This window comes from Achromobacter sp. ACM03 (assembly GCF_014851665.1).
Taxonomy (GTDB): Bacteria; Pseudomonadota; Gammaproteobacteria; order Burkholderiales; family Burkholderiaceae_B; genus Achromobacter; species Achromobacter aegrifaciens.
On record NZ_JACVAD010000002.1, the window covers coordinates 58805 to 71041 of the forward strand.

The 12237-nt window shown below is 65.0% G+C and carries 10 protein-coding genes; 7 read left to right on the forward strand and 3 right to left on the reverse strand.

The annotated features are described in order from the left end of the window. Positions 1–252: 252 nt before the first annotated feature. Positions 253–1014: a hypothetical protein gene (locus IB257_RS08545; protein ID WP_119449865.1), complete on the reverse strand. Its 762-nt coding sequence runs from the start codon at positions 1012–1014 to the stop codon at positions 253–255. A 235-nt stretch (positions 1015–1249) separates the two neighbouring features. Here IB257_RS08545 and fghA point away from each other — a divergent pair, with 235 nt between their 5' ends. The 3 genes from fghA (at position 1250) to rpoH (ending at position 3996) form a co-directional block, all read left to right on the forward strand. After that, positions 1250–2116 (forward strand): S-formylglutathione hydrolase, encoded by an 867-nt coding sequence (fghA, locus tag IB257_RS08550; RefSeq protein WP_125472879.1) that lies wholly within the window; start codon positions 1250–1252, stop codon positions 2114–2116. Positions 2117–2209: 93 nt separating this feature from the next. Further along, the gene (locus IB257_RS08555) at positions 2210–2899 is read left to right on the forward strand and encodes a hypothetical protein (protein ID WP_119449866.1); all 690 of its coding nucleotides are present in this window, start codon (positions 2210–2212) and stop codon (positions 2897–2899) included. A 212-nt stretch (positions 2900–3111) separates the two neighbouring features. Next, on the forward strand, positions 3112–3996 hold the full coding sequence (gene rpoH / locus IB257_RS08560) for an RNA polymerase sigma factor RpoH (protein ID WP_054455457.1): 885 nt from the start codon (positions 3112–3114) through the stop codon (positions 3994–3996). A gap of 343 nt (positions 3997–4339) precedes the next feature. Here rpoH and cpdA read toward each other — a convergent pair whose 3' ends face one another. Beyond that, entirely contained in the window at positions 4340–5179 is an 840-nt protein-coding gene (gene cpdA, locus IB257_RS08565) for a 3',5'-cyclic-AMP phosphodiesterase (protein WP_192492180.1), read from the reverse strand. Between the two features lie 184 nt (positions 5180–5363). On the opposite strand from cpdA, the gene IB257_RS08570 reads away from it, so the two are divergent. Continuing rightward, positions 5364–8078 (forward strand): cation:proton antiporter, encoded by a 2715-nt coding sequence (locus IB257_RS08570; RefSeq protein ID WP_054455453.1) that lies wholly within the window; start codon positions 5364–5366, stop codon positions 8076–8078. 28 nt (positions 8079–8106) lie between these two features. Here the strand turns inward: IB257_RS08570 and IB257_RS08575 are convergent, their stop codons facing one another. Further along, positions 8107–8919, reverse strand: a complete 813-nt coding sequence (locus tag IB257_RS08575; RefSeq protein WP_192492181.1) for an NUDIX hydrolase family protein — start codon at positions 8917–8919, stop codon at positions 8107–8109. Positions 8920–9207: 288 nt separating this feature from the next. On the opposite strand from IB257_RS08575, the gene coxB reads away from it, so the two are divergent. From coxB to IB257_RS31515, 3 genes are all read left to right on the forward strand, one after another. Next, the gene (coxB, locus tag IB257_RS08580; protein WP_054455449.1) at positions 9208–10365 is read left to right on the forward strand and encodes a cytochrome c oxidase subunit II; all 1158 of its coding nucleotides are present in this window, start codon (positions 9208–9210) and stop codon (positions 10363–10365) included. 104 nt (positions 10366–10469) lie between these two features. Beyond that, positions 10470–12077 (forward strand): cytochrome c oxidase subunit I, encoded by a 1608-nt coding sequence (ctaD, locus tag IB257_RS08585; RefSeq protein ID WP_054455447.1) that lies wholly within the window; start codon positions 10470–10472, stop codon positions 12075–12077. 31 nt (positions 12078–12108) lie between these two features. Next, positions 12109–12234, forward strand: coding sequence for a cytochrome oxidase small assembly protein (locus IB257_RS31515; RefSeq protein WP_013390977.1), 126 nt, complete (start codon positions 12109–12111; stop codon positions 12232–12234). The last annotated feature ends 3 nt before the right edge of the window (positions 12235–12237 follow it).

A 12237-nucleotide genomic window follows, 5' to 3' on the forward strand; every position in this document is an offset into this window, starting at 1 on the left:
TTACCCGTCATCGGTCTTTAATTCGGTGACGCATCAAAAGCCGCACCAAATGGGCCTCACCAGGGGGGTATGCACCAGTAGGGTGCGTGCGCGCCCGATAAAACGCGGTTTTTCTTATTATATGTCCCTAATTATTTGGCGATTTTCAGCAGCCTGAGCCTGAGTCGACGTTGCGGAAACGCAAATGCGCCGGCCGGCCCGAACGGCGTGGCCCGCAAAAGTGAAGAACCCGCCGTTCAGGCGGGTTCGTAATCAGGAAGAGGTCGACGTGGGCGTCGTGGTGGGCGGCGCAGAACTCGGTTCGGCATCGGACGACGCCGCGGCTGGCTTCTTGCGCGGACGTCCGCGCTGGCCGGGAGCAACCCGGCGGCTGGCGGTATGGGCCAGACTGGCAATGAAAGCGGGACCGCCCAGCGCCCATTGTCCGGAGACCGCCTGGTCGATGCGCTGGGTTTCCTCGCGCGAAAGACCGTCCTGCAAGCGCTTGCGGTAATTGGCCTGGCGGTCGAACGGGGTATTGCCACAGGCCCAGTAGTCCGCGTGGTCCGACTGCCACTGCGCTGGCGCGGCGGTGGTGTTGCCGGTATGGCTGGAAGCGGAGGACCACGGCCAGGAATCGGGATCCTGCGAGGCGCCGCTGCGCACCGGATAGGTTTCGAGCCAGACCAGCGACGGCAGCACCCAGGCGCCCGGTTCCAGCAAGGCGGATCGGTAGCGACCGGCGAAGACCCGGCCGCCGCGCAAGCGCGCCGCCAGGTTGCGGCCCAGCGTCTGCATCAGGCGCGGCAGGCCTTCCTCGTCGGCGGGCGTGGCCAGCAGCAGGATGCGGTCGTTGGCAAGCAGCCAGCCGTGAACCGAGACTCGGTGGCGTTGGGCGGATTCGCCCAGCCACGTGGCCAGTTGATTCAGTATGTCGGCCGGCGCGGGTTGCGACGGCGCCGCCAGCGGCTGGATGAAGTTGGCCTGCACCAGTTGGGGCAGCCCAGGGGCGTACAGACGGGGCAGACGGGCCATAGTGTCAGGACTTGCGTATTTGGAAGAACGGGTTGTCTTCGCTCACGGTATATAAATAGTGCCACGGTGGGCGCTGGTCAAGTCCCGTGATCATGGTCAGGGCAGGAAATCGCTTTTTTTCTGTCGTTCGTACCCTATAAAGCCCAGGTTAACATTCGGCGACGGAACGTCGTACCGTGGATATCCCCTAATCCGCGAGACGTTTTTTTCGCATCATTCCGATCGGAGGAAAGCAATGGCAGTCGCCCTGGAACTCATTTCGCAGCATCGCTGCTTCGGCGGCTGGCAGCGCTATTACCGCCACGAGTCCGCGGAGATCGGCCTGCCCATGCGCTTCTCCGTCTACATTCCGCCGCAGGCCGAAGACGGTCCGGTCCCGGTGCTGTTTTATCTGGCCGGCCTGACCTGCACGGAAGAGACCTTCATGATCAAGGCGGGCGCCCAGCGGCTGGCTGCGGAACTCGGTGTCATGCTGGTCGCCCCGGATACCAGTCCGCGCGGCGCCAACGTGGCTGGCGAGGACGAAAGCTGGGACCTGGGCACGGGCGCGGGCTTCTACCTGGACGCCACCACCCCGGCCTGGCGGGACCACTATCGCATGTACAGCTACGTGACGCAGGAACTGCACGGCATCGTCACGGGCGAGGCCCTGCCCGGCGACGCGTCGCGCACCGGCATCTTCGGCCATTCCATGGGCGGCCATGGCGCGCTGGTGCTCGCGCTGCGCAACCCCGGCAAGTTCCGCTCGGTGTCGGCATTTGCGCCCATCGCCGCGCCCAGCCAATGCCCCTGGGGCAAGAAGGCGTTCGGCGCCTATCTGGGCGACAAGACAGAGGACTGGGCCGCTTACGACGCGTCCGCGCTGATGCGCGGCGCCACCAACCCGTTTCCCGCCGGCATCCTGATCGACCAGGGCGAGTCGGACCAATTCCTGGCCGCACAGTTGTATCCCGAGGTATTCGAGGCCGCCTGCGCCGCTGCGGGCCAGCCGCTGGACCTGCGGCGCCACCCGGGCTATGACCACGGCTACTACTTCATCTCGACGTTCATCGAGGATCACATCCGGTTTCACGTCGAGCGGCTTGGAAAACCGGCGCCCTGAGGGCGCGCTTCTATACTGGCGGGCCTGCCGCGGCAGGCTGCTTGCGCGCCCCGGCGCGCCGCCTGCGGTCTGTGCTCAATAGGAACGCCTGATTTGATCAACGGAATCGCTCCCTTCGTCTGGATACTGCTGGGCGCCGTCGTCGTCCTGCTGCCGGGCATCGTCATGCTGCTGGGCCGCGGCGGCCCGCGCGACGAGCGCGGCCGCAGGGTGTTCCAGTTCCGGCCGGTGCGCCGCCTGTTCGGCCTGATGCTGGTGCTGCTGGGATGCGTGTCGGGCCTGCTGGCCCTTTCGCTGGTGCAATTCTTCCGCCTGACGGCCGACGAGCCGGTGGCGCATGTTGAAGTGCGCCAGGTGGCCGACGGCCAGTTCCAGGTCAGCGCCAGCGCGCCTGGCACGGGCACCAAGCAGTATGTCCTCTATGGGGACCAGTGGCAGATCGATGCCCGGGTCGTGCGCTGGCGGCTGCCGGCGCTGATGGCCGGCGTGCCGCCGCTATACCGGCTGGAGCGCCTGTCGGGCCGTTATAGCGATGCGGCGCGCGAGGCCTCCGCCACGCGCTCGGTCCACGCGCTGGATGACTGGCCGGCGCCGGACCTGGCATCGTTGAAGAAGAATTTCCCGAACTGGTTCCCGTTCGTCGATGTCCAATTTGGCAGCGCTGCGTACATGCCGCTGTTCGACGGCGCCCGCTACCAGGTGCTGATGGATCCGCGCGGGGCGCTGTTCGTGCGGCCCGACGGCGAGGCTACGGCCGAAGGCTTGAAGCGCCTGGGTTGGTAGGACAAGCCGCGGCCGCGCCCGGATTCAGGGGCTGGCCATCTGCCGCCAGCGCTCGGTTGCCCACGGCGGCGCCCCACTCTAAAAAATAAACGGGGACATAATGCGACGAATGAAACTTTGACGCGCCGCAATAGTCGAATTAGCACTCCCAATACTAGAGTGCTAACATCGAATCCATGTCGTTATCCCTTCGCCATCCGGAGACCCCCGCTATGAAGCAACCCAGTACCTCGTTGGCCGCTTCCGGCAACGCCCTGGCGTTGGCCATTGCCAATCCGGGCGCACTTGGCACGATCGACGCTTATATTTCCTCGGTCAACCGCCTGCCGGTCCTGTCCGCGGAACGTGAAACCGAGCTTGGCCGCCGCCTGCGCGACCAGGAAGACCTGGGCGCCGCGCGCGAACTGATTCTGTCGCACCTGCGCCTGGTGGTGTCGGTGGCGCGCCAGTACCTGGGCTATGGATTGCCGCATGCCGACCTCATCCAGGAAGGCAACGTCGGCCTGATGAAGGCCGTCAAGCGTTTCGACCCCGAGCGCGGCGTGCGCTTGGTGTCATTCGCCGTGCACTGGATCAAGGCTGAAATCCACGAATACATCATCCGCAACTGGCGCCTGGTGAAGGTCGCGACCACCAAGGCCCAGCGCAAGCTGTTCTTCAACCTGCGCAGCATGCGCCCCGACGGCCAGACGCTGGATCCGGAACAGGTCGACCACATCGCGCGCGAACTGAACGTGCGCCGCGAAGACGTGAGCGAAATGGAAGTGCGCCTGTCCGGCCGCGACATGTCGCTTGAAAACCAGGACGATGACGACGACAGCTACGCGCCCATCGCCTACCTGTCCGACGAGGGCCGCCAGGAACCCACCCGGGTGCTGGAACGCGCCGCCCGCGACCAGTTGCAAAGCGCTGGCCTGACCGACGCGCTGCAAGCGCTGGATCCGCGTTCGCGCCGCATCGTCGAAGCCCGCTGGCTGCAGGACGACGGCGGCGCCACGCTGCACGAACTGGCCCAGGAGTTCGGCGTGTCGGCCGAACGCATCCGCCAGATCGAAGCGGCCGCCCTGAAGAAGATGCGCGGCAATCTTGCCTCTTGAGGCGGTTGCCGAACCATGCGAAGGGCCGCGATCAGCGGCCCTTTTGCTTTTCTGGTGGGCCGCGGCCGCACATGAATAAATTGATACAAATTTGGGCTGAAATTTTGCGCGGCGCGAGAAACTTAATGAGGATCGCACCGCCTAACTTCATGTAGACCGCGAACTTCGGTTAGCAGTCTTGTCATCCGTCTCGGCTTCTCCTCTTTCCCCTCCCCTATGAGACGGATGCTTGCGGGGCACCATGCATATCTGGTGCCCCGTTTTTTATGCGCGTCCGGTTCGCGCTTGCAGTCGACTCAAGCGGCAAACGCCGTGCGCTGACGAAGCAAGAGGCGCGGCCTGGCTAGGCCGCCTGGGCGTTGTCCGCGGCCGTCCTGGCGCCATGCCACAGCGCGTCCTGCACGCGCCGCACGCCCGTTGCCATCGAACCGTCCTGGTACAGCTTGATCCAGCGGTAGCCGGGCGCCATGTTGTCCACCACATGCTTGCCGTCGCGGATGCTGAACTGGAAGCAGGTCGAGGGCGTGGCCAGCATGCGCAGATTGTGGCGGCGGCGGTCGAACTCGTGGTGCACATGGCCCCACAGCAGCACGCGGACCTGCGGCCAGCGCGTCAACAGCTTGAACAGGGCCTGGGGATTGTCGATCATCATCGAATCGTGCCAGTGGCTGTCGATCTGCATGGGGTTGTGATGCATGGCGATCAGCGTGTGGCGGCCCGGAGCTTCGGCCAGCGCGGCCTCCAGCAGATCGAGCTGGCTCGGGGGCAGATGGCCGGCGTTGGAACCGGGCACGGTGGTGTCCAGCGCGACCACGCGCCAGGCGCCCACGTCCGTCACCGGAACCGACCATTGCGGCAGTTCCTGGCGCATCACGGCCGGCAGGTCATGGTTGCCTGGCAGGCAGCGGATGCTGGCCTGCGCCAGGGCGGGCGCCTCGGACAGGACGCGCGCCAGCCGGCGATAGGCCGCGGCCTCGCCGTCCTGGGACATGTCGCCGGTCGCCAGCAGCAGATCGGGGTGCTTGCCGTCCGCCTCGATCTGGCGCAGCACCGCGCGCAGGCTGGCGTCCGTGTTGACGCCCAGCATCGAGGTTTCAGGTTCGCCAAACAGATGGCTGTCGGTCAGCTGGACCAGCATGGCGGGCGCATCGTCGCGCCGGGTCAGGGAATGGATCCGGGCCAAGTGCCGCTCCTGCAAAGTTTGTGCGATTCCACATTACCCAAAAAACATGGCGCGACGCGTATCGCTTGTCCGCATTGGGGTAACGAAACGTGCATTCTCCTCGATTCCTGGCAGTTCCTGCGCCGGTCCCGGAGGAAAAAGCCGCTATTCTTGTGGAACTTCACATAAGCTCCGCCCACAGAACATGGATGTAGGTTTTCTCGTATTCGGCCTGGCAGGTCTGCTGACGCTGGTCTGCTTCATGCCGCCCCTGGCCGGCCGCCTCAAACTGCCCTATTCGGTGCTGCTGGCCATTGTCGGCTGTCTGCTCGGCATCATCGTGCACGTTCACGGCTGGGCGCCCAGCTGGATCGGCGACTTCCTGGATTCGCTGGAACGCTTCGAGATTTCGTCCGAAACCTTCCTGATGGTGTTCCTGCCGGTGCTCCTGTTCGAGACCGCGTTGTCCATGAACGTGCGGCGCCTGATGGACGACATCGGCCCCATCCTCATGATGGCGATCGTGGCCGTGGTCGTCTGCACCGTGGTGGTCGGGGTCACGCTGGATGCCATTTCGCCCTACGGGTTGGTGGTCTGCCTGCTGCTGGGCGCCATCGTCGCCACCACCGACCCCGTGGCGGTGGTGGGCATCTTCCGCGAAGTGGGCGCGCCCAAGCGCCTGACCACGCTGGTCGAAGGCGAAAGCCTCTTCAACGACGCGGCCTCCATTGCCTTGTACTCCGTGCTGTTGGCCGTGCTGGGCGGCCATGGCGAACTCACCGCCAGCGGCATCTTCAACGACTTCATCGTGCACTTCATCGGCGGCGGCGTGGCGGGTTTCGCCATGGGCCGGCTGGCTTGCTTCCTGTTCGCCTGGCTGCGCGGCTTTCCCACCGCGGAAATCACGCTGACCCTGACGCTGGCCTATCTGTCCTTCTTCATTTCCGAGCACTACCTGAACGTGTCGGGCGTGGTCGCCACCGTGATCGCCGGCCTGGTGGTGGGCTCCACCGGCCGCACGCGCATGTCGCCCACCACGTTCGAATACTTGTCCAGCGCCTGGGAGCAGTTCGGCTTCTGGGCCAACTCGCTGATCTTCCTGTTCGCGGCCATGCTGATTCCCAAGCTGATGGCGGCCGCCGACTGGCAGGAACTGGCGCTGGTGGCGGTGGTGTTCGTTGCCACGCTGGTGGCGCGCGCAATTGTGGTCTTCGGCCTGCTGCCCTTGCTGGGGCTGACCCGGCTGGGGACCAAGGTCAGCAATCCTTATAAGGTCGTCATGCTGTGGGGCGGCCTGCGCGGCGCCGTCTCGCTGGCGCTGGCGCTGGCCGTGACGGAGCAGACCGGGGTGGCCGAAGAGGCGCGCCAGTTCATCGCGGTGGCCACCACCAGCTACGTGCTGCTGACCTTGTTCATCAACGGCATCAGCCTGCGGCCGCTGATCCGTATGCTGGGCCTGAACCAGTTGTCCCCGGTGGAGCGCACCATCCGCAACCAGGCCCTGGCCGTGGCGCTGGAAGACCTGCAGGGCAAGACCGAAGAAGTCGCCAAGACCGAGCATATCGGCACCGAGGTCCGCGACCGCATCCGCGCCGTGTTCGACGCCAGCCTGACCAGCGTGCACGACGGCCAGGTCAGCCAGATGACGGACGACCAGCGCGTGGCGGTGGGACTGGCCATCGTGGCGCAGCGCGAAGAGGAAATGTTCTTCGACATCCTGAAGGCGCAGATCGTGGACTGGCGCATGGCCGAAACCCTGCTGGCCCGGGCCGAACGGCTGGAGGACGCGATCCGGCTGGGGGGCATTCCGGGCTTTGAGCGCGCCATCGTCGCCGACGTGCGCTATTCCACCGGTTTCCGGCTGGCCTTGCGCCTGCATTACCTGTTCGGCTTCCAGGGCTGGCTGGCGCGCGAACTGGGCCAGCGCTTCGCCAACCTGATGAGCAAGCGGTCGGTCGCGCAGCGCCTGATTGCCTTCGCGCGCGAACAGATCACCCCCCTGCTGGGCGAGGAAGCCACGCAGCGCATCGTGTCCCTGCACCAGCGCCGCCTGGACCTGATCGAAAACGCCATGCAGGCCCTGAACCTGCAATATCCGTCCTACGCCCAGTGGCTGCAGGAAAGCTACCTGGGCCGCGTGGCCCGCGAAATGGAGCGCATCCGTTACCGCGACATGCTTGAGCAGTTCCTGATCAGCGGCGAGGTCTACGCCGACCTGATGGCGCAGTTGAAGAGCCGCTGGGCCCACATCGACAAGCATCCGCCGCTGGACATCGAAATGAGCGCGGCCGACCTGATCAAACGCGTGCCGCTGTTCGAAGGCCTGTCCGCCGATTCCTTGCGGGCCATCAGCAAGCTGCTCAAGCCGCGACTGGCGTTGCCGGACCAGCGCGTGCTGACCAAGGGCCGCCATGGCGAAGAGATGTGTTTCGTGGCCTCGGGCGCCGTGGCAGTGCATCTGCCGGACAACACCATGATCGAACTGGGCAGCGGCGAATTCTTCGGCGAACTTGGCCTGCTCGGTGAAGAGCAGCTGATGCCCGAGGTGACGTCGCTGGGCTACAGCAAGCTGCTGATGCTGTCCTCGCGCGATTTCCACGCCCTGCTGGCGCGCGACGAGCATCTGCGCGAACGCATCCAGGTCGTGGCCAAGCAACGCCTGCGCGCGATCGAAGTGTGGAAGCAGTTTTCGCAGGCCAATGCCGCGCCCGCTCCGGTCCCCGCGCCGGCGTCGGCGCCCAGCCCGGCGCAGGCCGCCGAAGCCGCGGAAGCGGCGGGCGCGGCGTCCGGCACTGATACCCAAGCGGCGCGCGAGGCCGCGGGGGCGGATGCGCCGCCTGCAAGCGACCTTCCCGGGAATCTCGCCGGCAACGTCACGGACAACCCGGCGTTGGGCGAGCCGGGCATCGTTCCACGTTGATTCAGGGGGGCGGGGCTGCCCTCGAGGCTCAGGACGGGATCTCGCCGGCCGCGCGGCGCTGCATGATGTCTTCGACGATCACCAGCGCTGCCTCAAGCGTGAATTCGCCTTCCGCCACCTGGCGCACGGCCGTGGCCGCGTCGATGGTGGCGATCTCCATCACCTCGCCGTCCCGGTTGGCGGGGCGCACGTCAGCCGCAAGCACGCAGGTGCTGGTCAGGACATCCTCGACCTGATAGCCCTCGGGCAGGCGGCGATGGATACGCAGAATGGTGCGCAGGGGCGAACGCTGCGTCAGGTCCGGCGCGTCCAGCCCCGCCTCTTCGCCGCATTCGCGCACCAGCGCCAGTTCCAGATCCTCGCGACTGCCGGCCAGGCCGCCGACCAAGGTGTCCCACATACCGGGATCGGTGGATTTGCTGAGCGCGCGGCGCGCCACCCACAGGCGGCCGTCCGGCGTCCACGCATTCAGATGCACGGCCTTGGTGAGCAGGCCCAGCGGCCGCACCGCCGCGCGTTCGATCACGCCCAGCGGCTCGTCGCCGTCCAGAACATCCAGCAATTCGTCGCGCCAGCCGCGTAGGCAGTTGGCTTGGCGCAACAGTTGCGCGGCCTGTTCAAGCACGCCGTTCAAGTTTGCGCCGGGCTGCAGGTCCGCGCCGATGCGCAGGCTCGCGCCGTCCGTTGCGATGCCGGGCGCATCGCGCAATGCATCGCACGCCGCATGCGTGGCCCAGCCGCAGCGACGCCCCGCTATATATAAAGCGCGCGCGCCTTCCGGGGCGGGCTCTTGCGCGCGGGCGCGCAGGTCGGCGTACAAGTCGGACAACTGCTTGGGCATCGTGGAACCGTGGTGATGATGTTGCCGACGATTTTATGCCACCCTGTTTACGGCGCGTGGTCAAGGGGCGCGGCCAGATGGGGGCGGGCCGGATGAATTCAAGGGCACTAACTTACATCTGTTTGCGCGTCCGCTATAATCCGCCAGTTTCTTTGTGATTTCGAGTGGGAACGACAGGGGCCGCTCTATCTCCCCGTCACGCCCTACCATCTAATAATTGCGCGTTGCCCGGTTCCGGCGACTTCCGCCACTAGCGAACGGACCTTCGCGCCGTGTTTCGAGGTAAGCATGAAGAAGTGGAGAGGGATACTGGGGGCTTGTGCGATGCTGATTGGCAGCGTGGCAGGTGCTCAGGTGCAAGACATGCCCGGCGGCCCGAAGGTCAATCAGCTCAACCTGCATGAAGGTGTCACGGCAATTTCGCGCGACATCATGTGGTTGCATTGGATGCTGCTCACGATCTGTATCGTGATCTTCATCGGCGTCTTCGGAGTGATGTTCTACTCCATCTGGGCGCACCGCAAATCGCGTGGCCACAAGGCCGCGACCTTCCATGAACATCTGGGCGTGGAAGTCGCCTGGACCGTCATCCCGTTCATCATCGTCATCGCCATGGCGCTGCCGGCCACCAAGACGGTGGTTGCGATGAAAGACACTTCCAGCGCCGACCTCACCGTGAAGGTCACCGGCTACCAATGGAAGTGGGGCTACGAGTACCTCGACGGCTCGGCCACCGGCATCAAGTTCCTCTCCACGCTCTCGACCCCGCGCGCTCAGATCGAGAACCGCGAACCCAAGGGCGAGTTCTACCTGATGGAAGTGGACAATCATCTGGTCGTCCCGGCGAACAAGAAGGTCCGCATCGTGCTGACCGCAGCCGACGTCATCCACTCGTGGATGATTCCGGACTTCGGCGTGAAGCAGGACGCCATCCCCGGCTTCCTGCGCGACACCTGGTTCAACGCCGACAAGCCCGGTATCTACCGCGGCCAGTGCGCGGAACTGTGCGGCAAGGATCACGCGTTCATGCCCATCGTCGTGGAAGTCATGGCGCAGGCCGACTACGACAAGTGGGTTGAAGACCAAAAGAAGAAGATGGCGGCAAACGCCGACGATCCCAATAAAGAGTGGACGGAAGCCGAACTGGTTGCCCGCGGCGAAAAGGTTTTCGCGGCGAATTGCGTTGCCTGTCACCAGGCCAACGGCAAGGGCATCCCGGGCAGTTTCCCCCCGCTCGACGGAGACAAGGTTGTTCTGGGCCCGAAGGCCGAACAGATCAACACCGTGCTGAAGGGCAAGCCCGGCACCGCGATGGCGGCATTCGGCGGGCAGCTCAACGATGTCGAAATCGCAGCGGTCATCAGCTATACGCGCCATGCCTGGAGCAATGCAGGCAAGGGGCAGGACCCGACGGTTCTACCGAAGGACGTGCAGGCTGCGCGCTGATTGCGCGCGCCTCGCCACACCCTCGCAGAACCGGTTCCGTTTAGTTAGAGATACCCTGCCGGCCCCGTCGATCGGGCCCGGCACTCAGCAGGAAGGAGTCCATCATGAGCAGCGTCACTGTAGACCACGTGTCGCCGGGCCACGGCCACGGTCACGATGACCACCACCACGCCATCCCCACCGGCTGGCGCCGCTGGCTTTTCGCCACGAACCACAAAGACATCGGGACGATGTATCTCATCTTCTCGTTTGTCATGCTGCTGGAAGGCGGCACGCTGGCACTGCTGCTGCGCACCGAGCTCTTCGAGCCGGGCCTGCAGTTCTTCCGCCCCGAACTCTTCAACCAGTTCACCACCATGCACGGCCTCGTCATGGTGTTCGGCGCGGTCATGCCGGCCTTCGTGGGCTTCGCCAACTGGATGATCCCGATGCAGATCGGCGCCTCCGACATGGCGTTCGCCCGCATGAACAACTTCAGCTTCTGGCTGCTGCCGGTGGCCGCGATCATGCTGACCGCGTCGTTCTTCGTGCCCGGCGGCGCCACCGCGGCCGGCTGGACGCTGTACGCGCCGCTGTCGCTGCAGATGGGCCCCGGCATGGACCTGGCGATCTTCGCGCTGCACATCATGGGCGCCTCGTCCATCATGGGCGCGATCAACATCATCGTCACCATCCTGAACATGCGCGCGCCCGGCCTGACGCTGATGAAGATGCCGCTGTTCTGCTGGACCTGGCTGATCACCGCCTTCCTGCTGCTGGCCGTGATGCCGGTGCTGGCCGCTGCCATCACCATGGTGCTGACCGACCGTCATTTCGGCACGGGCTTCTTCAACGCGGCCGCCGGCGGCGACCCGGTGCTGTACCAGCACGTGTTCTGGTTCTTCGGGCACCCCGAGGTCTACATCATGATCTTGCCGGCGTTCGGTATCGTGTCGGCCATCGTGCCCGCGTTCGCCCGCAAGAAGCTGTTCGGCTACGCCTCGATGGTTTACGCGACGGCTTCCATCGCCGTGCTGTCCTTCATCGTGTGGGCGCACCACATGTTCACCACCGGCATGCCGGTCACGGGTCAGCTCTACTTCATGTACGCCACCATGCTCATCTCCATCCCGACCGGGGTGAAGGTGTTCAACTGGGTCGCCACCATGTGGCGCGGCTCCATGACGTTCGAGACCCCCATGCTGTTCTCGATCGGCTTCATCTTCGTGTTCACCATGGGCGGTTTCACCGGCCTGATCCTGTCGGTCGCCCCGATCGACATCCAGGTCCACGACACCTACTACGTGGTCGCGCACTTCCACTACGTGCTGGTGGCGGGCTCGTTGTTTGCTCTCTTCGCCGGCGCCTACTACTGGGTGCCCAAGTGGACGGGCCGCATGTACAGCGAAAAGCTGGGCAAGCTGCACTTCTGGTCGACGCTGATCTCGTTCAACGTCACTTTCTTCCCGATGCACTTCCTGGGCCTGGCAGGCATGCCGCGCCGCTACGCCGACTACGCGGGTCAGTTCACGACGTTCCACCAGATGGCCACCATCGGCGCATTCTGGTTCGGCCTGTCGCAGCTGATCTTCCTGTGGGCGATGGTGCGTTGCTACATGGGCAAGGGCGAACCCGCCGCGGCCAAGCCGTGGGAAGGCGCCGAAGGCCTGGAATGGACCGTGCCGTCGCCGGCGCCGTTCCATACGTTCGAAACTCCGCCCGAAGTGAAGTAAGGCAGCCTTTCATGTTTCAGGTAGCACAGCAATGACACCCGAGCAGCGCCGCCGCAACAAGATCGCAGGTCTGGTCCTGCTGGCATTCGTCATTGCCGTGTTTGCCTGGACCGTGCTGCGCGGCTCGGCCCTGCTGTCGGGCGTCGCTGTCAGTTAGGCG

Bases quoted from the DNA above. Each gene is read 5' to 3' on its own strand.
- IB257_RS08545 (WP_119449865.1), bottom strand. From the start codon at position 1,014: ATGGCCCGTCTGCCCCGTCTGTACGCCCCTGGGCTGCCCCAACTGGTG.
- fghA (WP_125472879.1), top strand. From the start codon at position 1,250: ATGGCAGTCGCCCTGGAACTCATTTCGCAGCATCGCTGCTTCGGCGGC.
- rpoH (WP_054455457.1), top strand. From the start codon at position 3,112: ATGAAGCAACCCAGTACCTCGTTGGCCGCTTCCGGCAACGCCCTGGCG.
- IB257_RS08570 (WP_054455453.1), top strand. From the start codon at position 5,364: ATGGATGTAGGTTTTCTCGTATTCGGCCTGGCAGGTCTGCTGACGCTG.
- IB257_RS08575 (WP_192492181.1), bottom strand. From the start codon at position 8,919: ATGCCCAAGCAGTTGTCCGACTTGTACGCCGACCTGCGCGCCCGCGCG.
- coxB (WP_054455449.1), top strand. From the start codon at position 9,208: ATGAAGAAGTGGAGAGGGATACTGGGGGCTTGTGCGATGCTGATTGGC.
- ctaD (WP_054455447.1), top strand. From the start codon at position 10,470: ATGAGCAGCGTCACTGTAGACCACGTGTCGCCGGGCCACGGCCACGGT.
- IB257_RS31515 (WP_013390977.1), top strand. From the start codon at position 12,109: ATGACACCCGAGCAGCGCCGCCGCAACAAGATCGCAGGTCTGGTCCTG.